The 21,859-nt window shown below is 67.0% G+C and carries 19 protein-coding genes and 2 tRNA genes; 8 read left to right on the top strand and 13 right to left on the bottom strand.

Annotated elements, in window-relative coordinates:
- Window positions 1-153 precede the first annotated feature (153 nt).
- Window positions 154-870: a MerR family transcriptional regulator gene (locus AB0B25_RS28770; RefSeq protein ID WP_357185948.1), complete on the top strand. Its 717-nt coding sequence runs from the start codon at window positions 154-156 to the stop codon at window positions 868-870.
- 975 nt (window positions 871-1,845) lie between these two features.
- Here AB0B25_RS28770 and AB0B25_RS28765 read toward each other — a convergent pair.
- Both AB0B25_RS28765 and AB0B25_RS28760 read right to left on the bottom strand, forming a co-directional pair.
- Window positions 1,846-1,919, bottom strand: a tRNA-Pro gene (locus AB0B25_RS28765).
- Between the two features lie 43 nt (window positions 1,920-1,962).
- A tRNA-Gly gene (locus tag AB0B25_RS28760) sits at window positions 1,963-2,036 on the bottom strand.
- Window positions 2,037-2,774: 738 nt separating this feature from the next.
- On the opposite strand from AB0B25_RS28760, the gene AB0B25_RS28755 reads away from it, so the two are divergent.
- Window positions 2,775-3,725, top strand: coding sequence for a GGDEF domain-containing protein (locus AB0B25_RS28755; protein WP_357185945.1), 951 nt, complete (start codon window positions 2,775-2,777; stop codon window positions 3,723-3,725).
- Between the two features lie 70 nt (window positions 3,726-3,795).
- Here AB0B25_RS28755 and AB0B25_RS28750 read toward each other — a convergent pair whose 3' ends face one another.
- On the bottom strand, window positions 3,796-4,608 hold the full coding sequence (locus tag AB0B25_RS28750) for a DNA-formamidopyrimidine glycosylase family protein (protein WP_357185942.1): 813 nt from the start codon (window positions 4,606-4,608) through the stop codon (window positions 3,796-3,798).
- Window positions 4,609-4,628: 20 nt separating this feature from the next.
- Window positions 4,629-5,102 carry a ribose-5-phosphate isomerase gene (locus tag AB0B25_RS28745; RefSeq protein WP_357185939.1) on the bottom strand — a complete coding sequence of 158 codons (474 nt, stop codon included), beginning with the start codon at window positions 5,100-5,102 and terminating at the stop codon, window positions 4,629-4,631.
- Between the two features lie 172 nt (window positions 5,103-5,274).
- Here AB0B25_RS28745 and AB0B25_RS28740 point away from each other — a divergent pair, with 172 nt between their 5' ends.
- A complete protein-coding gene (locus AB0B25_RS28740) occupies window positions 5,275-6,396 on the top strand; it encodes a M48 family metalloprotease (RefSeq protein WP_357185936.1) in 1,122 nt (373 codons plus the stop codon).
- A 42-nt stretch (window positions 6,397-6,438) separates the two neighbouring features.
- Here AB0B25_RS28740 and AB0B25_RS28735 read toward each other — a convergent pair whose 3' ends face one another.
- Window positions 6,439-7,083, bottom strand: coding sequence for a DsbA family protein (locus AB0B25_RS28735; RefSeq protein ID WP_357185933.1), 645 nt, complete (start codon window positions 7,081-7,083; stop codon window positions 6,439-6,441).
- A gap of 180 nt (window positions 7,084-7,263) precedes the next feature.
- Between AB0B25_RS28735 and AB0B25_RS28730 the strand changes: the two genes are divergently transcribed.
- The 3 genes from AB0B25_RS28730 to AB0B25_RS28720 all read left to right on the top strand — a co-directional run bounded on the left by AB0B25_RS28730 (window position 7,264) and on the right by AB0B25_RS28720 (window position 10,785).
- Window positions 7,264-8,496, top strand: coding sequence for an FAD-dependent oxidoreductase (locus AB0B25_RS28730; protein WP_357185930.1), 1,233 nt, complete (start codon window positions 7,264-7,266; stop codon window positions 8,494-8,496).
- Between the two features lie 112 nt (window positions 8,497-8,608).
- Window positions 8,609-9,010 carry a YciI family protein gene (locus AB0B25_RS28725; protein WP_357185927.1) on the top strand — a complete coding sequence of 134 codons (402 nt, stop codon included), beginning with the start codon at window positions 8,609-8,611 and terminating at the stop codon, window positions 9,008-9,010.
- Entirely contained in the window at window positions 9,007-10,785 is a 1,779-nt protein-coding gene (locus AB0B25_RS28720; RefSeq protein WP_357185924.1) for a DUF6596 domain-containing protein, read from the top strand. Before AB0B25_RS28725 ends, AB0B25_RS28720 begins: the two co-directional genes overlap by 4 nt.
- A gap of 6 nt (window positions 10,786-10,791) precedes the next feature.
- Here the strand turns inward: AB0B25_RS28720 and AB0B25_RS28715 are convergent, their stop codons facing one another.
- Complete coding sequence (locus AB0B25_RS28715; RefSeq protein WP_357185922.1) at window positions 10,792-11,628, bottom strand: phosphoribosylaminoimidazolesuccinocarboxamide synthase; 837 nt, start codon at window positions 11,626-11,628, stop codon at window positions 10,792-10,794.
- A 224-nt stretch (window positions 11,629-11,852) separates the two neighbouring features.
- Between AB0B25_RS28715 and pepN the strand changes: the two genes are divergently transcribed.
- Window positions 11,853-14,435, top strand: a complete 2,583-nt coding sequence (pepN, locus tag AB0B25_RS28710; protein ID WP_357185919.1) for an aminopeptidase N — start codon at window positions 11,853-11,855, stop codon at window positions 14,433-14,435.
- Between the two features lie 115 nt (window positions 14,436-14,550).
- Here the strand turns inward: pepN and AB0B25_RS28705 are convergent, their stop codons facing one another.
- From AB0B25_RS28705 to AB0B25_RS28690, 4 genes are all read right to left on the bottom strand, one after another.
- The gene (locus AB0B25_RS28705) at window positions 14,551-15,015 is read right to left on the bottom strand and encodes a DUF5130 domain-containing protein (protein ID WP_357185916.1); all 465 of its coding nucleotides are present in this window, start codon (window positions 15,013-15,015) and stop codon (window positions 14,551-14,553) included.
- Entirely contained in the window at window positions 15,002-15,283 is a 282-nt protein-coding gene (locus AB0B25_RS28700; protein WP_357185913.1) for a hypothetical protein, read from the bottom strand. Before AB0B25_RS28700 ends, AB0B25_RS28705 begins: the two co-directional genes overlap by 14 nt.
- A 118-nt stretch (window positions 15,284-15,401) precedes the next feature.
- Window positions 15,402-17,003, bottom strand: a complete 1,602-nt coding sequence (locus AB0B25_RS28695; protein ID WP_357185910.1) for an alpha-amylase family glycosyl hydrolase — start codon at window positions 17,001-17,003, stop codon at window positions 15,402-15,404.
- Window positions 17,004-17,218: 215 nt separating this feature from the next.
- Window positions 17,219-17,623, bottom strand: a complete 405-nt coding sequence (locus AB0B25_RS28690) for a globin (protein ID WP_357185908.1) — start codon at window positions 17,621-17,623, stop codon at window positions 17,219-17,221.
- Window positions 17,624-17,845: 222 nt separating this feature from the next.
- On the opposite strand from AB0B25_RS28690, the gene AB0B25_RS28685 reads away from it, so the two are divergent.
- The gene (locus AB0B25_RS28685) at window positions 17,846-18,550 is read left to right on the top strand and encodes an HNH endonuclease (protein ID WP_357185905.1); all 705 of its coding nucleotides are present in this window, start codon (window positions 17,846-17,848) and stop codon (window positions 18,548-18,550) included.
- A gap of 558 nt (window positions 18,551-19,108) precedes the next feature.
- Here the strand turns inward: AB0B25_RS28685 and AB0B25_RS28680 are convergent.
- The 3 genes from AB0B25_RS28680 to AB0B25_RS28670 all read right to left on the bottom strand — a co-directional run.
- Window positions 19,109-19,777: a hypothetical protein gene (locus tag AB0B25_RS28680; RefSeq protein WP_357185902.1), complete on the bottom strand. Its 669-nt coding sequence runs from the start codon at window positions 19,775-19,777 to the stop codon at window positions 19,109-19,111.
- Between the two features lie 45 nt (window positions 19,778-19,822).
- On the bottom strand, window positions 19,823-20,245 hold the full coding sequence (locus tag AB0B25_RS28675) for a thioesterase family protein (protein WP_357185971.1): 423 nt from the start codon (window positions 20,243-20,245) through the stop codon (window positions 19,823-19,825).
- 38 nt (window positions 20,246-20,283) lie between these two features.
- The coding region (locus tag AB0B25_RS28670; RefSeq protein ID WP_357185899.1) for an NAD-glutamate dehydrogenase domain-containing protein at window positions 20,284-21,859 on the bottom strand (1,576 nt) is incomplete at its 5' end.

Below are 21,859 nucleotides of genomic sequence, written 5' to 3'. Positions count from 1 at the left end.
GCACGGTAGCTCACTGTTGCCCAGGACACAACCTCTTGTACCGCTGCGTAACGGCTCATTGACCTTGCAGCAACACCCAGCTACCGTCTTTTAACGGCACGTTATGAAACGGCCCATTTTCCACGAAGGCCCGACTATGGTTTCCTTTTAAACATGGCTGCAGACGAATTCACGATCGACGAACTGGCACGGGCAGCCGACACCACCGTGCGCAGCGTTCGCGTGTACCACGAGCGTGGGCTACTGCCCTCGCCAGAGGTGCGCGGGCGGATCGGGTATTACGGGTCGGACCACCTCAACCGGCTGCAGACCATCAGCCGCCTGCTGGGGCGTGGTATGAAGCTCAACGGGATCCGTGAGCTGCTCGAAGCCTGGGACCGCGGCGACGGACTCGCGGACGTTCTCGGCGTGAAGCACGCGAACAGCACCGCAGCGGAGCTGGCGGCGAACGCCGAACAAGAAGATGATTACCCCGAGCTGCCGGACTACGCGAAACAGGCACTGGCCAGCAGTGCGGATCCGCTCGAGGCCTACCGGCTCACCAACCCGCGCTGCTGCGATCTGGCGACCCGGCTCAACGACACCGGCCTGCCCGCGCACGACACCTTCCGCTTGGTCGAGCGTCTCAGGGCCGACTTGGACCGTATCGCCGACCGCTTCGCCACCGAACTCTTCTACCGCTTGGCCGGACAAGCGTACGAGGAATCGCCACGCACGCCACGGGATCGCACCAAGCTGGAGACCGATCTTGCGATCGCCCAGTTGATCGTCACCCGCGCGGCCTCCGAATTGATCGATCAGGCTTTCGCCCGGCACTCCGAGCTGCCACCGCCCGCGGTGCCCGGCCCGCAATCCGCCATCGAACGATGACGAGGTAGGGGATCCCGTCCGGCCGTTTCCGGTTTCGATCGGCGAACGCGCTCAGCATCACCCCGGTTGTCCTGGACCGATGCGCAACTCGGTGACGGGCGCGTCGGCGGGTCTTCTCGGCGCCACCGTGCGCCCTCTCCTCGGCGCCACCGCGGCCCGCACACGACCACGCCTACCGCGAGCGAGTCTGTCGCGATTTGCATACGCACCATTTCTGCCCTCAACCGTTGAATACTTACGCAGACAGTCTCGTTCGCGCAGACTCGTCGCGTCTTTCACTCCGTTCACCCGATGGTTCAGCCGAATGCCTCGCGCCCACAACCGCAAGCGGCGACCCAATGGCCGGCGAGCCAGCAAACCCTTCTGACGTAGGGCTATGCCAAAAGGTTGCCGAGTGGCACAAACGCTGTCCACAAGCAGTCGTTCGACGCTTCTCGCGGGCGACGAGCACGCCGATCCGACCACTACGCACACGCCTGCACACACGTACGCATACGGATCCCGACCGAAGAGGCGGTAACGTGACTGCGCAGTTTCTCGCTCGCACACTGAGCTTCGAGAGCGCGCAGCCCGCGGTCGTCGCATCGACGACACCGAGCCCGGGTCGCGCGAGCCCAACCGACCGGTCCGTTGCCGACGTCGGATCACCACGATTCCGGCGCTGGACATTCCCGCTCCAGCAGAAACGCGGTCGGCCAACAGCCGCACAGCGATACGCAGAACAACCCGTGCGAACTCGCGGGCCCACTGTTTCGACGCGTAATGCCCGCTGAAAAGGCGCGGCTCGCCAGCACGTCGGCCCCGTACCCGATCCGTGGCAGAACGTCCTGATTCCGGTTTGGGCCACTGGAGCGTGGCAGTGTACCTGCACCGAACACGCTCACATCGCAGCGAAACATGTCGCCATGGTGCACGACCCCACGGTGCGACCAGCTCCGGCACAGCCTCTGACCAGGGCCGGAGGTGGAAATACTGTCGGGGTGACAGGATTTGAACCTGCGACCCTCCGCTCCCAAAGCGGATGCGCTACCAAGCTGCGCTACACCCCGTTGTCCTCGCCGCAGCGGACCGCCGACGAGGATGAATGCTCCGTGGAGCGGGTGACGGGAATCGAACCCGCACCATCAGCTTGGAAGGCTGAGGTTCTACCATTGAACTACACCCGCAGGCATACGACACCGATGGGATCGCCACGATGTCGTGTGCGAACCGACTCTACCGAACCCGGCTTCCAAAATGCCAATCCGCCCCCACGCCGCGAGATCTCACCGGCATGAAGCGACTGGCATCCCGACTCGGTGCCGACCAGCGACCAGGCCGGCCACGTGGGCAGATCGGCGAAATTTAGCGGAGATTATTCCTCGAAACCCTGGCGCGTCGGGCGTTGAAAGTGAAACATGGACTGGGCGTGACGACACCCACCACGGGGAGTCGTAGCCCACCAGGCGGCCACCGGTCACGCCCCGGTGTCGCGCAAGAGGACTTCCGATGGGGACCGCACGACCAGCCGTAACGGTCGGCGCGTTCTGCGCCGCGGGCGGCGTCGGCGTGTGGCCCAGGCCCGCTACCCGCGCACCACCCGCACTCTGCGTGTCGCCAGCGCGTCGGACCGCGATGTCGCAACGAACGGACTCGATGTGTAACACCGACACGATCGGAGCGATCACATACCCGATCGCCATTTGCGAGGGATCGAGAACACGTTGCAGAATGGACCTTTTCGATGTCGAGTGGCTTGCTAGGATCCTTTTTGCCGGACGGGGGGTATCTGGAAAGGGGGCGGTGAACGTGCGCCGAACCAGGTGGACACAACCGCGTAGCAGTGCGAACGATCGTGGTGACGTCGGCAGCCGTGCCAGCGCACGGCACCTGGGTACCGACGTCTCCCACACCGGGTGAGTCCGATGTCGACAAACATCGAGCCCCCGGTGGCAGCCATGGCCCGAGCATGGGCCTGTGCCGTGTGCGCCGAGCCCGGCTCGGGCGCGACACCCCAACAGCTGGAATCGGTACTGGTTGACATCGTCGAACGACTGCTCACGCTGGCCGGGTCCGAGCCGTTCCCGGTGCCCGAGGCACGGATGCTCGGGGCCAGGCTCGCCGAGGCGCCGTTCGATCGGATCCGAATGCTCGCGCAGGCCACGCGGTGGCTGCTCGGCTTTCCCTCCGGAACTCCGGGTTCGCTGGTGGCCACGCGTTGGCCGCTGGTCGCCAGCCAGGCCATCGACAGTTACGCGCAGGCGCTGCAGGAGCGGGCGCTCGCACAGCAGGAACAGAATCTCTCGGCCAAGGTTTCGTTACGGGTGCAGGAGATCGCCGCCCTGCAGCATCGGCTGCGACATGAGGCAACGCACGACGCGCTCACCGACCTGGCCAATCGGACGCTGCTGCAGGACAAGGTGCGACTGATGGCCGCCGACCCGACCCGCGGCGTCGGGCTGCTGCTGATCGACCTGGACCGGTTCAAACAGATCAACGACGGCTACGGCCATGCGATCGGCGACGAGGTGCTGGTCGAGTTGGCCAACCGGCTGCGCGAGACCTGCGCGCCGGGCACGGTGATCTGCCGGTACGGCGGCGACGAATTCGTGCTGGCGATCAACCCCCATCGGAACACGCTGGGCGATCTCGCACACCGGATCGTGGCCGCGCTGCGGGATCCGGTCTGGTCGTCGGCGGGCCCGGTGCCGATATCGGCCAGCGTCGGCACGGCGTACAACCCGCCGGGCAGCCCGTGCGATTTCACCGATCTGCTCCGGCGCGCCGATCGTGCGATGTACTCCGCGAAGACCGCGGGCGGGCGACGTTTCGCCCTGGACGACGAGCCGGATATCGACACAGCGGTCGCGGGCTGACGCCCCGCGCGGGTCCGAAGGCCGCCGGGCCAGAAACTCAGGCGCGAGGCGCCGGAGCATTCCGGTCGGGTCAGCGCGCCTGGCAGGTGGGGCACCAGAACAGGTTCCGCGCCTCCATGATCCGATGGGCGACCGGTGTGCCGCACAGCCGGCACGGCGCGCCCTGACGGCGATAGACGTAGGTGCGCGGACGGTCGGGCGCGTACGGGGGTTCACCGTGATCATGCTCGGGTCGTACCACCACCATCTTCCCGACGCGCACCCCCACGCGCATCAGCGCGACCAGATCGGCCCACATGGACACCCATTCGTCGGCCGATAGCGCGGCGCCTGGGCGGTACGGCGAAATGCGGTGCCGGAACAGTAGTTCTGCGCGGTAGACGTTGCCGACGCCAGCGACCACCTGCTGGTCCATCAGCAGCGCGCCGATCGGTCTGCGCGAGCGGCGGATGCGCTGCCACGCGCGATCCGGGTCGGCGCCGCGACGCAGCGGATCCGGGCCGAGCCGATCGGTGAGCGCGGAAACCTCCGGCGCGAGCAGGATCTCACATGCGGTCGGCCCGCGCAGATCGGTGCCGAAGCCCGGCTGCCCGTCCGACATCCCGATCATCCGCATCCGGACCTGCCCTATCGGCTCGCCCATCGGCAGGTCCGATTCGGTGAACTTGCCGTAGAGGCCCAAGTGCACGTGCACGACCAGCCCTGAGTCGTAATGATGCAGTAAATGTTTGCCCCACGCCTCGGCCTTGGTGAGCACCCGACCGTCCACCCTCGCCGCGCCCGCGGCGAACTTGCCCTGCGGGCTCGATACCCGCACTACACCGCCGGCGAGGCGGCGCTGATGCCGCCGCGCGAGACGGTGCAGCGTATGCCCTTCCGGCACAGCCGGTTACCGCGGCGTGCTCAGTACGCGGGTACCGCCGGTGCGACACCGCTCTTCTCGTACTCGGCGAGGATGTCGATGCGCCGCTGGTGGCGCTCCTCATCCGACCACTGGGTAGCCAGGAATGCGTCCACGATGGCCAGCGCCTCCTCGGTGGAGTGCATGCGACCGCCGATGCCGATCAGCTGCGCATTGTTGTGCTCGCGAGCCAGCTTCGCGGTCTCGACGCTCCAGGCCAGTGCGCAGCGGGCGCCGGGCACCTTGTTCGCGGCGATCTGCTCGCCGTTTCCGCTGCCGCCGAACACCAGGCCGAGACTGCCCGGATCGGCTACGGTACGGCGGGCCGCCTCGATGCAGAAGGCGGGGTAGTCGTCGAGCGGGTCGTATTCGAGCGCGCCGCAGTCGACAACGTCGTGACCCGCCTGCTCCAGATGGGCCTTGACGTGATTCTTCAGTTCGAAACCGGCATGGTCGGCACCCAGATATACGCGCATGGCAGGCATTGTGTCAGGCCGCCGCGGCAGGCCGGCGACAGGGCACACCCCTCGATCGCCACCCGCACACCGTCCGCCCGGATCGACCGATCTCCCAGTTGTGTTCGCGGCCACAGCTCGAACAGGTCAGCGGCGCCACCCGCATTTCCAGTAACTGAATAGAGTTCATCCCATGCAGCCGTACGAACCCCAGCCGCAGCACCCCGCGGGCCGGCAGGCCGACCCGTATACCCAGCAGGCCGGGTGGGCGCATGCTCAGGACGCGCCCGCCGCACCCTACGGCCAGCCGTACCCGGCAACCTCGTACCCTGCCGCACCACCGGATTCGTACCTGGCGGCGCCCCATCAGTACGGCCGCTATCCCGGCGCGCCCATCCCGCCCGGAGTCCCCCCACAGGCGCAGCCGCGCGGTCTCGCGCCGTTCGGCATGCCCGCCAGGCACAGCTGGGAGATTCCGTTGCTCGTCCTGGTGATCGTGCTCACCGTGCTCGCGTATCTGATCGCGCTGCTGCTGCTGGCGACCGGCAACTTCGACCAGTACGTGATCGCCTTCGCGGCGGCCCCGCTGCTGTTGTGGTTCGGCCGCGGCGTCAACTACGCGACGCAGCGGGTGAACGGGGTGAAGATGTCACCGACTCAATTCCCCGAGGGGTATCAACTCGTGGTGGAGGCTGCCGCCCGCTTCGGCATGACGAAAGCGCCGGACGCGTATGTGGTGCTCGGCAATGGCCAGATCAACGCATTCGCCAGCGGACACGGTTTCCGTCGCTACGTCGTGGTGTACAGCGACCTGTTCGAGATCGGGGGCGCCGCTCGCGAACCCGACGCCCTGGCGTTCATCATCGGCCACGAGGTCGGCCATATCGCGGCGGGGCACACGTCGTACTGGCGGCAGCTGGGCATGTTCCTCGTGCCGTTCCTTCCGGTCGTCGGAAGTTCGCTGATCCGTTCGCAGGAGTACACGGCCGACAACCACGGCTACTGCCACCGGCACACCGGCGCACCCGCGGCGATGGGCACGCTGGCCGGGGGCAAGTATCTGAACACATTGGTCGGCTTCGACGAGATGGCCGATCGGGCGGCGATGGAGAAGGACTTCTTCATCTGGGCGGTGAACGCCCTGTCCAGCCACCCGGTGCTCACCTGGCGGATGTGGGCGCTGCGTGACCGCAGCAGGCACGGCAAGCTGTTCTGGCGTCCCAGCCCGCCAGCGGGCGCCGTCACTCCCCCGCCGGGCGGCTATCCGAGCGCCTACGGCCGGATTCCGGCGAGCCCGCCGAAGCCCGTTGCGTGACCGGCACGAGTGCCGCGCGCGGCGGCACTCGCACGCCGGTGCTCAGTCGAACGACGGGTCCTCGGTCCTGGTCCGCTTCAGCTCGAAGAAGTGCGGGTAGGACGCGAGTGCGACGGCGCCGTCCCAGACCTTGCCCGCGTCCTCGCCCCGCGGGATCCGGGACAGAACCGGGCCGAAGAACGCGGTTCCGTTGATATGGATGGTGGGGGTGCCGACGTCCGGTCCGACCTTGTCCATGCCCTCGTGGTGGCTTTTACGCAGCGCGTCGTCGTAGTCGGTGCTTTCGGCCGCCGCGGCGAGTTCGGCGGGCAGGCCGACCTCGGCGAGTGCGTCGGCGATCACTGCGGCGAGGGACTCCTTGCGGTCTTCCCGCTCGTATTCGGCGCGCCGATCGTGGATGCGGGTGCCCATGGCGGTGTAGAGCGGCAACAGCACCTTGTCACCGTGCTGCTGCGCGGCGGCGATGACAACCCGGACCGGGCCCCAGCCAGCGGCGAGGAGCTCCTGATATTGCGGCGGCAGATCGTCCCTACCCTCGTTGAGCACCGCAAGGCTCATCACGTGGAACCGGGCCTCGATATCCCTGACCTGCTCGACCTCGAGGATCCAGCGGGACGTGATCCAACACCAGGGGCACAGTGGGTCGAACCAGAAATCAGCGACGTCCTTGGTTGCTTTCTCGGTCACGGGCGGCTTCCTCTCGATCGCATCCTCGGTAGCGGCGGGCACACCTCCCCGCTATATCGACCAACCACGGTGGGGCACGATTCGTTCCCACCTGACGCGTCGGTTTTCCCGAGGCGCCCGCACGTCGGCCAGTAGGGTTGATCGCCGGGAATCCGGTTTTCTTCAGAGAAGGAGTCCGCTATGAGTTCTGATCGACATTTCGTCATCGTCGGCGGCGGGCTCGCCGCGGCCAAACTTGCGGAAGCATTGCGGGACAACGACTTCGACGGCACCGTCACGCTGATCGGCGCCGAGGACCGGCTCCCTTACGAGCGCCCGCCGCTGTCGAAGGACCATCTCGCGGGTAAGCAGGCGCTCAGCGAATTCACCGTCGATCCCGCCACGTGGTACCGCGACCACCATATCGACGTCCGCCTCGGCACCACGGTCACCGGGCTGGACACCTCGGCGAAGACGGTCACCTTGCCGGACGGTTCGACGGTGACCTACGACAAGCTCGCTCTCGCTACTGGGTCCACGCCGCGCACACTGCCGATTCCCGGCGCGGACGCGCCCAATGTGTACACGCTGCGCTACATCGAGGACTCCGACGCACTGATCGAGTTGTTCGAGAGCGCACGCAGAATTGCGATTATCGGGGCAGGCTGGATCGGTCTCGAGGTCGCCGCGGTGGCCCGAGCAGCGGGCGTCGAGGTGACCATCCTCGAGCAGGGCGACCTGCCGTTGCTCGCCGTGCTCGGCCCGGAGATGGCTCAGGTGTTCGCCGACCTGCACCGATCGCACGGTGTCGATTTCCGGTTCGGCGCGCAGGTCGCCGAGATCAGCACCCGAGACGGCAGCACGGGCGCGCTGGCCGACGGGGTCCGGCTCCGCGACGGCAGCACGATCGAAGCCGACGCCGTGCTGGTAGCGGTGGGCGCGCGACCGAACATCGAATTGGCCGCGGAGGCAGGAATGGCGGTGGATGGCGGCGTGCTCGTCGACGAGCACCTGGCCACCAGCGACCCGGATATCGTCGCGGTCGGCGATATCGCCGCGCAGCAGCACCCGCTCCTGGGCCGGCGGATCCGCGTGGAGCACTGGGCGAACGCTCTCAACCAGCCGGCCGTCGCGGCCGCGACCATGCTCGGCAAACCCGCCACCTACGACCGGCTGCCCTATTTCTTCACTGACCAGTACGACCTCGGGATGGAATACACCGGGTACACGGCGCCTGGCGAGTACGCCCGGGTCGTCGTGCGGGGCGACCTGACCGCGCGCGAGTTCGTCGCATTCTGGCTCGACGCGGACAACCGGGTGCTCGCTGGGATGAACGTGAATGTGTGGGATGTGACCGATCGAATCAAAGAGCTGATCCTCGCGGGCGAGCCGGTCGACCCGGATCGCCTCGCCGACACCGCGGCGCCACTGTGAGGTGAGTCACTTTCCGGGCGACAACGTCGAATCACCGCGAGGGGCTCCGACCTCAGCACGAGCACGCCGCACGGTGCTGCGACCGACCCCCAGCCGTAGTCGAGGACGAACCATGAAGTACATGCTGCTGAAGACCTACGCGCCCGCCGCATACTGCGACACTCCGATGACCGAATGGTCACCGGAAGAGATCCGAGCGCACATAGACTTCCAGCGCGCGCTCGGTGCGCAGCTGGCCGAGTCGGGCGAGCTGGTCGACGCGCAGGGTCTGGCCGGGCCGGCCGAGGCACGGGTGGTCAGCTCGGACGGGCGATCGGCGCCGGTAGTCACCGACGGGCCGTTCCCGGAGACCAAGGAGTTCTTGGCCGGGTACTGGATCGTCGATGTGGACAGCGCTGAGCGGGCCTACGCGATCGCGGCGCGGGCCTCCGCCGCTCCAGGCCCGGGCGGCACACCGATCGGCGAGTACATCGAAGTCCGCGCGGTGATGGGCGCCCCCGCCACCGAGCAGTGAGCGACCGGCGTGCGGTGCCCGACGACACACCGCTCCCGGCGAGCACCGAGGACCTGCTGCGCACGCTGGCGCCGCAGGTCCTCGGAACGCTCGTCCGCCGGTTCGGGGATTTCGACACCGCCGAGGACGTGCTGCAGGAGGCGATGCTGGCCGCCGCGACACAGTGGCCGCACGACGGTCTGCCGGACAATCCACGCGCCTGGCTGATCCACGTGGCGCAGCGGCGGATGGCCGACGTGGTCCGCGCGGAGGTGGCGCGACGGCGCAGGGAGACGAGCGCTTTCGCTCGCGAGGTGGCCGACGCCGCCGTACGCGACCAGGACGACACGCTCGCCATGCTGTTCCTGTGCTGTCATCCCGCGTTGTCGCAGGCCAGCGCTATAGCGCTCACCCTGCGTGCGGTCGGCGGGCTCACCACCGAGCAGATCGCACGCGCGTTTATGCTGCCGGAAACGACCATGGCACAGCGGATCACGCGCGCGAAGAAGAAGCTGGGCACGGTGGACCGTCCGTTCGCCCAGCCCGGCGACGCGCAGTGGCACGCGCGGCTCGGCACCGTCCTGCACGTGCTGTACCTGATCTTCAGCGAGGGCCACACCGCCGGCTCCGGCTCGTCATTGCACCGCACGGATCTCTCCGGCGAGGCGATCAGACTGACCAGGGCGGTGCATCGGTTGCTGCCCGGTGACGCCGAGGTCACCAGCTTGCTCGCGCTGATGTTGCTCACCGACGCCCGGCGGGCAGCGCGCACCGGTGCGCACGGCGAGCTCATCCCGTTGGCCGAACAGAACCGTGCGCTCTGGGATCGCGCGCTGATCATCGAGGGGACCACGCTGACCACCGGCACGCTGACCGGCGGTGTGCGCGGGCCCTACCAGATCCAGGCGATCATCGCGGTGCTGCACGCACAGGCTGGGCGCGCCGAGGACACCGACTGGACAACGATCCTCGCGATGTACACCCGGCTCGAACAGCTTTCCGACAACCCGATGGTGACCCTCAATCGCGCGGTGGCCAGTGCGATGGTGTCCGGGCCGTCAGCAGGTCTCGAGGTGGCCGCGACACTCGACGAGCAACTGGCGGACAATCACCGGCTCGACGCCGTCCGCGGCCACCTCCATGAGATGGCGGGCGATCTCGCCGCCGCCGTCACCTGTTACGCGGCCGCCGCTGCCCGCACCACCAGCTGGCCCGAACGCGATTACCTGACTATGCGCGCCGCTGGACTGCGCCGACACGGACACGACCAGGGCACGGCAGCCGACCGGCCCGGACGCGGGCAGACTACGCGTGTGGCAGCCAAACACAGCGCAGGAGTCCTGCTGTTCCGCCGAACCTCGAGCCGTGAGGTCGAGGTGCTGATCGGGCATATGGGCGGGCCGTTCTGGGCGCGAAAGGACCTGAGCGCCTGGTCTATTCCCAAGGGCGAGTACGAGCCGGACTCGGAGGACGCGCGCGCCGCGGCCGGTCGCGAGTTCACCGAGGAACTCGGTCTGCCGGTCCCCGACGGCGACTGGATTCCGCTGGGTGAGGTGCGCTACGGCAGCGGCACGAAAAGCAAGTGCCTCACCGTCTGGGCTGTCGAGGGTGATCTCGACCCTGCCGACGTGGTACCGGGAACCTTCGAGCTGGAGTGGCCGCCCCGCTCGGGCACGATCGCCGAGTTCCCGGAGATCGACCGCGCCGCGTGGTTCGACACGACCACCGCTCGAGAAAAACTGGGCGCGGGCCAGCGCCCGTATCTCGACCGGTTGACCGAGCACCTGACGGATTGAAGGCCGCTACCGCGGCACGCCCGTCCATCGCCGGCCGGTGATGAGTTCGTAGGCCTCCATGTATTTCTCGCGCGTCGCGGCGACGACCTCGGCGGGGATCTCCGGTCCAGGCGGTTCCTTGTCCCACCCGGTGGAGGTCGACCAGTCACGGACGAACTGCTTGTCGAACGAACGTTGCGCCCGGCCCGGCTCCCACTCTTCGGCGGGCCAGAAACGTGAGGAGTCCGAAGTCAGCACCTCGTCACCGAGGGTGAGCGCATCGCCGTCCCAACCGAATTCGATCTTGGTGTCGGCGACGATGACACCGCGCTCGGCGGCGTGCGCCGCGCCGCGCGCGTAGATCCGCAAGGTCAGCTCGCGCAGCCGCTCGGCGACCTCGCGGCCTTCCTGGTTCACTACGTCGGCGAACGTGATCGACTCGTCGTGCCCCTGCGACGCCTTGGTGGTCGGTGTGAAGATCGGCTCGGGCAGCCTGTCCCCTTCGCGCAATCCCGCCGGCAGCGCGACCCCGGACACCGAGCCGGTTCGCCGATACTCCACGAGCCCCGAACCGGTCAGGTAACCACGGGCGATGCATTCGACCTGCACCATCTTCAGCGGCTTGACCCGGATACCGCGGCCTGCGAACTCGGCGGGCACGTCGATGGCGGAGACCACATGATTGGGCACGTCGGTGAAGTACTCGAACCACCAGTTCGACAGCTGCGTCAGCAGCGCACCCTTCTCCGGTATCGGCGTCGGCAGCACGACGTCATACACCGACACCCGATCGGAGGCGACCAGCAACAGTGTGTCGCCGTCCTCGTACAGGTCACGCACCTTCCCGGCGTGCACATGCTTCAACGTCGAGCCTCCGAATCCGTGTGGTGAACCTGCACTGCACCAGGCACAATACCGCTGCGCCGTGGGCGAGGAAGCCACGCCGTCCGCATGCCCCGTGGTCGGCACACACGACCCGCGTGGCTTCGCGTAGCTAGGGTTGGCGGGGAAAGCTCCGCGCGGATGGCCGTATCGAGGTGGCATCGTGCGGTGCGCCCGTGCCAGTTCTTCGACTACGAAGGAGCCTTATGTCCGCACCCAACCTCACTCGTGACCAGGCGATCGAACGCGCCGCGACGGTGTCGGTCGAGAACTACCGTGTCGAACTCGACCTGACCGACGGGGCGGGCAAACCGAGTGAACAGACCTTCTTCTCTCGGAGTACGGTGACTTTCGCCGCGGCGCAGGGCGCGAGCACGTATGTCGACCTCGTGGCGCGCGGCGTGCGCTCAGCAGTGCTCAACGGCACCGCACTGGACCTCTCCGGCTATGACGAGTCGACCGGGATCCCGCTGACCGATCTGGCCGAGCGCAACGAGCTGGTGGTCGAGGCGGACTGCGAGTACTCGCACACCGGTGAGGGCCTGCACCGGTTCATCGATCCGGCCGACGACGCGGTGTACCTCTATTCGCAGTTCGAAACCGCCGACGCCAAACGGATGTTCGCCTGCTTCGACCAGCCCGACCTGAAGGCGACCTTCGACATCACGGTCACCGCGCCCGTCGATTGGCAGGTCATCTCCAACAATGCGGTCGTCGAGACCCTCGCCGCGGAGCCCGGCAAACACGTCTTCCGCACCACCCCGAAGATGAGCACCTACTTGGTCGCGGTCATCGCCGGCCCGTACACGCGATGGACCGACGTCTACACCGACGAGCACGGCGACATCCCCCTGGGCATCTACTGCCGCGCCTCCCTGGCCGAGCACATGGACGCCGAGCGCCTGTTCACCGAAACCAAGCAGGGATTCGGCTTCTACCACGCGCATTTCGGCGTCCCGTACGCGTTCGGCAAGTACGACCAGCTGTTCGTCCCCGAGTTCAACGCAGGCGCGATGGAGAACGCGGGCGCGGTGACATTCCTGGAAGACTATGTCTTCCGCTCCAAAGTGACCCGGGCGTCCTACGAGCGCCGCGCCGAGACCGTGCTGCACGAAATGGCGCACATGTGGTTCGGCGACCTGGTCACCATGAAGTGGTGGGACGACCTGTGGCTCAACGAATCGTTCGCTACCTTCGCCTCGGTGCTGTGCCAGTCCGAGGCCACCGAATACACCAACGCCTGGACCACCTTCGCGAACGTGGAGAAATCCTGGGCATACCGTCAGGATCAGCTGCCCTCGACCCATCCGATCGCCGCGGATATCCCCGATCTCGAGGCGGTCGAGGTGAACTTCGACGGCATCACCTACGCCAAGGGCGCCAGCGTGCTGAAGCAGCTCGTCGCGTACGTGGGCCTCGATCCGTTCCTGGCCGGTCTGCGCGCGTATTTCGCCGACCACGCCTACAGCAACGCCACCTTCGACGACCTGCTGTCCGCGCTGGAGAAATCGTCCGGGCGCGACCTGTCGGGCTGGGGTGCGCAGTGGCTCAAGACCACCGGCCTGAACATCCTGCGCCCGGAGTTCGAGGTGGACGCCGAAGGCCGGTTCACCTCGTTCACCGTCGTGCAGGAGGGCGCGCAGCCGGGGGCCGGCGAGCAGCGAGTACATCGTCTCGCCATCGGCGTCTACGACGACAAGGACGGAAAACTGGTGCGCACCAAGCGCGTCGAGCTCGACCTCGACGCCGCCGAACGCACCGAGGCTCCCGAACTGGTCGGCGTACCACGCGGCCAGTTCGTGCTGCTCAACGACGAGGACCTCACCTACTGCTCGGTGCGACTGGACGCCGACTCGCTCGAGGTGCTCGTCAACCGCATCGCCGACATCGCCGAGCCGCTCCCTCGCACGCTGGCCTGGTCGGCGGCATGGGAAATGACCCGACAGGCCGAGTTCCGCGCCCGCGATTTCATCGCCCTGGTCCAGCGCGGCGTCGGCGCCGAAACCGAGATCGGCGTGGTGCAGCGACTCTTGATGCAGGCCAACACCGCGCTCGGCAACTACGCCGAACCGGAGTGGGCGGCGACCACCGGCTGGCCGGACTACGCGAACCGGATGCTGGAGCTGGCCCGCGAAGCCGAACCGGGCTCGGATCACCAGCTGGCCTTCGTGAACGCGCTCACCGGCGCGAAGCTGTCGGCGTGGCACACCGAGGTGCTGCGCGAATTGCTCGATGGCGATCCGGCGAGGGTCGGGTTGAGCGGTCTGGTTGTCGACACCGACTTGCGCTGGCGTGTCGTCGCCGCGCTGGCAGCGGCCGGCGAGATCGACGCCGACGGCCTCGACACTCCGGTCATCGATCAGGAGCTGGCCAACGACCCGACCGCCGCGGGCAACCGCCAGGCCGCCGCGGCGGCCGCGGCCCGGCCGATAGCCGAGGTCAAGGAGCACGCGTGGACCACCGTGATGGATGACGACTCGCTGTCCAACATCACCACACGCTCGATCGTCGGCGGCTTCGCACCCGCTGGACAGGGCGAGTTGCTCGGTGACTACGTGGAACGCTACTTCGCGGAGGTGCCCGGTGTCTGGGAGCGCCGCTCCAGCGAGGTCGCCCAGACCGTCGTGGTGGGACTGTATCCACACTGGGCGATCAGCGAAGACGCGATCACCATCGCGGACAAGTTCCTCGCCGGCGACCACCCTCCGGCGCTGCGCCGACTGATCAGCGAGGGCAAAGCGGGAATCGAACGGTCGCTGCGCGCCCGCACCTTCGACGCACAGTCATAAACGAGACCGGCGCGTCCGCCGCGCTGAACGGGTGGACGCGCCGGTCGGAGTACCCACCACGAAACTGCAGAAGTGCTACAAGTGGTGCGCGTAGCGCGGGCGGCGCGGGGAGAAGCTACCGCCCGATAGCAGCGGCCATCACGCGGACCGCGGAGACGAGACCATCGATCAGCTGGCCCTGTCGGAACGAGCTCGAGGCGGCCGTGACGCCGAGTTGGCAGACGCGGTCGTTCGCGCGATCGGCGACTTCCCGTCCCGACCGCACCTCAATGGCCTTCTCGTTGGGTGAGACGGCGATCAGCACCGAGTGCGCCGCCTCGGGCGTGGTCGCGAAGAGCGCGTCCGCACCCGCGGCGGGGTCGGCACCCAGATCCCCGATGTAAATGGTGAAGCGCACCTTGGTCGCCCGGGTCGCCTCGGTGAGCACGTTGTCGATCATGAGGCGCTCGACATCGCGGAACGGGGCTTCCTTGAATACATCGCCCGCCTCGTGCACGCCGGAGACGCGCCCGCTGCTGGTGATCGCGTATCCGTGCGGAAGATCGGCCTCGACGACCGCGGGCCACTTAGAACTTGCCACTTGCCCGGCCTCCGATCAGCTCCACCTCGGTGGACTCGATAGCCGCATGATGCTCATGCGATGTCTCTGCGATGTGGTGGTGACCCGAGCCGATCACCTCGTCGGTGGCAGTCCACAGCACCGGCGGCTGGGTCCACTTCTGACCGAGATCGAAGTGCACCGGCTTCTCACCAGGGAGTGGCTTACCGAGAAACGACAATCCGGCGATCACGCCGTAGATCACCAGCGGGATGCCGACGAAGATCAGCACTGTCTCGAGAATGCTCACGGACCAACGGTAGACGATCGTGTGTAGTAGTTCTCCGTCTGGTCGCACCGTCACGGTTTTCGTGTCCGAGCACGACGCCGGACCAGGTCGTTCAATTCCCAGCTGGGAAGCTGCTGACTCAGACCAGCCAGGCTGCCGCGTTCGGCGGCAATTGGCCTCCATCCGGCAGCGCGCTGGCCAGCAGCACATCTCCCGGCGGCAACGACGTCGGAGTATCCGAGGCGTTCAGCACACAGACCAGTCCCCCGGGACGGCGGAAGGCGAGGCAGCCCGCCGGGCTGCCGTACCACTCGATCCGGTCGCCATCGAATTCCGGCCGAACCGCACGCAATTCCATCGCCATGCGATACAGCGACAAGGTCGAGTCGAGTTCCTCGAGCTGCGCCTCGACGGTCAGCCCGGCCCACTCCGGCGGGATGGGCAGCCAAGGACTTCCCGTGCTGAATCCGAACGGCGGTGCGGCGCCCTCCCACGGCAGGGGCACTCGGCAGCCGTCGCGGCCGCGTTCGGTGTGCCCGGACCGCTCCCACACCGGGTCCTGCAGCACCGAATCGGGCAGGTCATCGACGTTCGGCAACCCCAACTCGGCGCCGTTGTAGATGAACACCGCTCCGGGAAGCGCGAGCTCGAGCAGGATCATCGCCCGCGCCCGCGCCACACCCACCGCACCACCGCCGTACCGCGTGACCTCACGTTCGATGTCGTGGTTGGACAGCGTCCAGGTGGGCACGGCGAAGACCGGTCCGACGGCGGCCAGCGAGTTGTCGATCGCGTCGCGTACCGCCGCCGCGGTGAACGGGGCCTCGGCAAGGCGGAAGTTGAAGGCCAGGTGCAGTTCGTCGGCGCGCACGTACTCGCCGAAGCGAGTGTTGTCGGTCACCCACACCTCCCCGATGGTCACCGCGTCCGGGTATTCGTCGACGACCTTCCGGATACGGCGGTGGATGTCGTGCACGGCGGGATTGTTGAATCGCACATCGTCGTCGTCGAGCGCGAACAGGCCGGACGCCACCGCGGGCAAGTCGGGCAGGCCGTCGGGTTTCGCCATGCCGTGGGCGACGTCGAGCCGAAAGCCGTCGACCCCGCGATCGAGCCAGAACCGAAGAGTCTGCTCGAAATCGTCGGCGACCTCGGGATTGTCCCAATTCAGATCCGGTTGTTCGCGCGCGAAGAGGTGCAGGTACCACTGGCCGGGGGTGCCGTCCTGCTCGGTGATCCTGGTCCACGCGGGGCCGCCGAAGATACTCGGCCAGTTGTTCGGCGGCTCGGCGCCGTCAGGTCCGCGGCCATCGTGGAAGATGTAGCGGTCACGTTCCCGACTACCTGGGGCGGCGGCCAATGCCTCGCGAAACCATGGGTGCTGGTCGCTGGTGTGGTTGGGCACCAAGTCCATCGTGACCTTGATCTGTCGAGCGTGCGCCTCCGCGATCAGATCATCCATCGCGGTGAGACCGCCGAAGAGTTCGTCGATGTCGCGCGGATCGGCAACGTCGTAGCCACCGTCGGCCATCGGTGAACGCATCACCGGGCACACCCACAGCGCGTTGACACCCAGCAGTTCGAGGTAGCCGAGTTTGTCCCGGACGCCACGGAGGTCACCGACCCCGTCACCGTTCGAGTCCGCGAAGGATCTGGGGTAAACCTGGTAGAACACGGCCGACCGCCACCACGGCTGAGTGGTGCGATCCACCGGCGCCGCTACGGCTGGTGCATCAGTCACACGGGCAATAGTGCCAAAGTTTCCTGACAAAAACCGCTAGGCGGCGCGGTGTCCTCGGCCACGGGCAAATGGTCAGCGTTTTCGCTCGTCAGCCGAAAACCTCGATGCTGCCGCGCCCCCGAAATGCCGGGTCACCGGCGGTTCACTGGCGAATTCGCCGCCACCGCAGCGCCATCGAACCATCACCTCCGGCCCGGCGTTCCGCGGCACCGTGCTCAGAACGGAGCGTTGATCAGTGAGTTGGCCGCCATCTCCAGGTAGTCGAGCAGCGCTTTGCGGTGCTCGTCATCGAGGACTTCCGGCTCGATCTCCGCGACCGCGATCCGCATACAGCGCAGCCATGCGTCCCGCTCGATCGGCCCGATCGTGAACGGCAGGTGCCGCATGCGCAGGCGCGGATGTCCGCGCTCGTCGGAGTAGGTGCGCGGCCCGCCCCAGTACTGTTCGAGGAACATCCGCAATCGACGCTCGGCGGGCCCGAGATCTTCCTCCGGATAGAGCGGACGCAGCACCTCGTCCGCCGCGACCTCGCGATAGAACGCCGCCAGGATCCGCCCGAATGTCTTCGCCCCGCCGACTGCCTCGTAAAACGACGTCGCTGTCTGCTCGCCCGAACTCATAGACCCTCTCGATTCGCCGAATGCGCCACAGTCCATTGTGCCCGCGCCGCTCACTGGCCGCGCAACCGCCGCGAATGTCGCGACTGAACAGGTCTTCAGCCACAGTTAACCGGACATTGTCGAAAATCACCGTGCACTTGTCGTCGTTCCATGGTCCACTGGGTGACAGTCTCTGCGCCGCAGATACCACATGATCCTGCCAATCATGAAATTGAGGTCGAGATGAAGCAGCGGCACAGCGCCAGATCACACGAGGCGCGAGCGTACCGACAACTCCAGCCCGCCGACGTCCACAATCGTGGGTCGGGGGCTACTCCGCTGCATATCTTGTCCGACCATCGATCGGGCGGACATCATGGCCATCACGACCATGCGTCCCACCCCACCGCACCACCCGTCGAGAACACGAGTTGGCTCAAGTCCAGGGTGCTGCTGTTGAACGCCACCTACGAGCCACTCACCGCCTTGTCCGCGCGCCGCGCGGTCGTTCTGCTCATCTGCGACAAAGCCGACGCCGTCCATCAGAGTGCCGAAGGGCCGGTGGTCCACTCCGCCGAAGCATCTGTCGCCATTCCCTCGGTGATCCGCCTGCGCAACTATGTGCACGTGCCGTACCGGGCCAGAGTTCCGATGACTCGCGCCGCCCTCATGCACCGGGACCGTTATCGGTGCGGCTATTGCGGCGGCAAGGCCGAGACCATCGACCATGTCATCCCACGCAGCCGAGGTGGGGAACATTCCTGGGAGAACTGCGTGGCCAGCTGCGCGCCCTGCAACCATCGCAAGGCCGACAAGCTGCTGGGCGAGCTGGGCTGGACACTGCGGTCGGCACTGGTCTCGCCGAAAGGCCCGCACTGGCGCTTGCTGTCCACCACCACGGAACTCGATCCGGTCTGGTTGCAGTACCTCGGCGAAGGCGCGGCCTGACCTCGACCGAGCTCAGGCGATTCGATCACCAGACTTGCCCACGTCGGCAAACGCGCGAGCCTCGGGCATATGCGGCTGGTCGCCAGGAGAGGAGTGTAGGTCGACGGGCTCGTCGACCGGGCTGACCAGCGCACACCCTCGGCAAGCATCGCGTGTTCGATGCCTCGTGGTTCCGACCCCGATTACGTTGGGACAGCGTAAATTTCGCAATCCCCACCTGGTCCGCCCAGTGTCGTTACCGCCCCACGCACGTCGCGTTCCGGCCGATCGGAACGCCATGAGCGTTCCGTCCCGAAACACGCTGAGCGGCTCGTGCTTGCGGGCGACGCCCTCCCCTCCTGTCGACGGCGCCGCCCATCTCATCAATCGCTCGGGCGCTCCCTTGTGCTACTGACGAGTTCGCCGACACCGCACTACGGTGCTCGCGCTGGCCACCACGATGTTTCGTGCATCACCGTCGTACCTGTGCCACACCGCCGTACGTTGTGCGGTACCGCGATGTCGGTGCGGTCGCCGCATTCGGGTCCAGCACGCTGATATCGGTAAGGCACAACAACATCAGTGTGGCAGCAGTGGGATACCGCCGCCGAGGCGGCGGGCGATCGAGCCGTAGCGGGCGTCGAGCCGCAGCCAGGTCCGGCTGGCTCGGACGCGGACGATCTCAGCGGTCGGAATGCGGCGTGGGTCGGTCTTCTCCCCCGAATGCGGGATGAAGTCCATGGCGGTGAGCGCGAAGACGATACGCATGGGCACCTGCACCTGGGTGTCGGCGCCGGACACGGTCAGCACGGTTTGGTCGAGCAACGAGGCGGGCGGGCCGTGACCGCTGCCGTGTTCCTTCGCCAACCGCGCACCCTGCTCGGCGAGCTCCACCAAGGTGCGCGCGGGTACGTCCTCGATGTGTGCGAAGCCGCCCGAGGGCGGCAACGCACCGCGCCAGGACGAGTCCATCGAATACCCGAGATCGATCGGCCTCCCGGTCGACAGCCCGGCCAGCACCAGGTCGGCGGCGGCGGTCACATCGTCGACGCCGAGTTCGGCGACCACGGTGCGTGTTGCCAACGCCTCGAAACCCGTTGCCACCCAGGCCGAGACGTAGCGCTCCCCGCGGCGGCACAGACGCACCACCACCGCCGGGTCCAGCCGCACGGCCCTGCTCAGGAACGTCGCGAGATTCTCCCGCTCCACCGGGTCGGATACCCGCAGCACTCGTTGTTCTGCTGTCACGGCTGCTCTACTGTCACGTCTCGACAATCACCGGTGCGCGATCACTCATGCCATCCACTCGGACAGGTAGTCGCGCTCTGCGTCGGTGAGCCGTCGCAGACGCTGCGCCGGCATATCGAACGCCGCGATCTGAGTGGACGCCACCACCGCGGCGTGCGAATCCGGAGCCGCGCCAGCGGCGCGCACCTCGTAGCCGATGGTGAAGTCGACCGCGCGCAACTGCTCGATCCACATGGCGATATCCAGCGGCGTGTCTTCGTGCCTCAGCTGGCCGCGGTAGCGGACCCGCAGGTCGGCGAGTACGCAGCCCTCGCGGAGTGACGCGGTCGGGCGGCCGTCCTCGAACAGCCACGGAATCCGTGCCTCTTCCAGCAGTGTCACCATCCTGGCGTGGTTGACGTGCTGGAACACATCCATGTCCGACCACCTGACGTCTACCCTGGCGTGAAACCGCCTGGGCAACAACAGGCTGCTGTGCGTCTTCGCGTCAGCGTGCAACGAACTGGTCAACGTGGTACCTCCGATTGGGCGCCCACCCCGCTCACCATGCTCCGCACTTGCCGCGCTGCAACCGACAGCGTGGCGAGATCGTGGGTTCCGGACTCGAACAATTCCGACAGTGCCGCTCTGGCTCGGCCGAGACGAGACTGGTTCTTCGACTCCCAGTATGCAATCTTCTCGTCCGGGGTCTCCTCGGGGTCGCCACCGGAGAGCACGTCGAGGGTGAGTGAGCGCAGTGATCCGTACATATCGTCGCGGAGAGCGAGCCTGGCCAGCGAGTGCCAGCGGTCCCCGCGCTCGAGGTGGCTGACCGCCTCCAACAGCCAGTCGATCTTGAGGTGGTCGTTCAGTGCGTAGTACAGCGCGCCGACCTCGTCGCCGTCCCGGTCCGTGATGTCGGCGATGTCCACGACGTCCAGCAACGGGAAGAGATTGAGCAGGCCGAACACCTCGGTGGCCAGGTCGGTCGGCGCGCCACGGGCGATCAGTTCGGCGGACTGGTCGGTGAGGATCGACACGTGGTGTCCGCGCAGCCAGCCCGGCACCTTCGGAGCGAGCTCGCGCACATCGGTGCTGTACCGGTTGATCTCCGCACCGACCGCGAGTGGCTGCGGCCGGTTGCTCAGGAACCAGCGCGACGCCCGGTCCAGCGTCCGCTTGGTCTCCAGTTCGAGCAGATCGCGCACGGGGGTGGGCGCATCGCATTCGCGGATCCGCGCCCACATCGAGTGCAAGTCGAAGATTCCGCTGGCCGCGGCGAACGCGCGTACCGCGTCGGTGGCGGTGGCGCCGATCTCCTCGGTCAACCGATGCGCGTAGGTGATGCCGCCGTAGTCCACCATCTCGTTCACGACCATGGTGGTGACGATCTCGCTGTGCAGCCGGTGCTTCTTGATCGCCGTGCCGAACCGCTCACGCAGCGGCGTAGGGAAGTACGCGGGCAGCCGGGCGGCGAAGTACTGGCTATCCGGCAGGTCGGAATCGAGCAGATCGGCCTTGAGCGACAGCTTCACGTGCGCCATCAGGTTCGCCAGCTCCGGCGACACCAACCCCCCGCCCTCGTCCAGCCTGCGCTTCATCTCCTGCTCCGAGGGCAGCGCCTCGAGCTCGCGGTCCAGGCCGCGACGCTGCTCCAGCTCGTCGATGAGCCGCATGTGCACGTTCAGCATCTCCGGCGCGTCGGTGCGCGAAAGTCCCATCAGGAAGTTCTGCGACACATTGTCCTGCAGCACCATCTGTGCGACTTCGTCGGTCATCGAGGCGAGCAACGGGTTGCGGTCGGCCACCGCGAGCTCATCACCGGAGACCACGGCATCCAGCAGGATCTTGATGTTGACCTCGTGATCGGAGCAGTCCACACCCGCGGAGTTGTCCAACGCGTCGGTATTCATCTTGCCGCCGTTGCGGCAGAACTCGATCCGCCCCAACGCCGTGGCACCCAGGTTGCCACCCTCGCCGATCACCTTGACCCGCAACTGGTTCGCGTTCACCCGCACCGCGTCATTGGACTTGTCGCCGACATCGGCATTGGTCTCGGTACTGGCCTTCACATAAGTACCGATGCCGCCATTCCAGAACAGA

It is taken from the genome of Nocardia sp. NPDC049190, assembly GCF_040648115.1.
Lineage (GTDB): Bacteria > Actinomycetota > Actinomycetes > Mycobacteriales > Mycobacteriaceae > Nocardia.
This window is presented reverse-complemented; position numbering and strand designations above follow the sequence as displayed.

Excerpts from the sequence above, each read along its gene's own strand:
- AB0B25_RS28740 (WP_357185936.1), top strand. The coding sequence starts at position 5,275 with ATGCAGCCGTACGAACCCCAGCCGCAGCACCCCGCGGGCCGGCAGGCC.
- pepN (WP_357185919.1), top strand. The coding sequence starts at position 11,853 with ATGTCCGCACCCAACCTCACTCGTGACCAGGCGATCGAACGCGCCGCG.
- AB0B25_RS28725 (WP_357185927.1), top strand. The coding sequence starts at position 8,609 with ATGAAGTACATGCTGCTGAAGACCTACGCGCCCGCCGCATACTGCGAC.
- AB0B25_RS28755 (WP_357185945.1), top strand. The coding sequence starts at position 2,775 with ATGTCGACAAACATCGAGCCCCCGGTGGCAGCCATGGCCCGAGCATGG.
- AB0B25_RS28685 (WP_357185905.1), top strand. The coding sequence starts at position 17,846 with ATGAAGCAGCGGCACAGCGCCAGATCACACGAGGCGCGAGCGTACCGA.
- AB0B25_RS28745 (WP_357185939.1), bottom strand. The coding sequence starts at position 5,102 with ATGCGCGTATATCTGGGTGCCGACCATGCCGGTTTCGAACTGAAGAAT.
- AB0B25_RS28770 (WP_357185948.1), top strand. The coding sequence starts at position 154 with ATGGCTGCAGACGAATTCACGATCGACGAACTGGCACGGGCAGCCGAC.
- AB0B25_RS28730 (WP_357185930.1), top strand. The coding sequence starts at position 7,264 with ATGAGTTCTGATCGACATTTCGTCATCGTCGGCGGCGGGCTCGCCGCG.
- AB0B25_RS28690 (WP_357185908.1), bottom strand. The coding sequence starts at position 17,623 with ATGAGTTCGGGCGAGCAGACAGCGACGTCGTTTTACGAGGCAGTCGGC.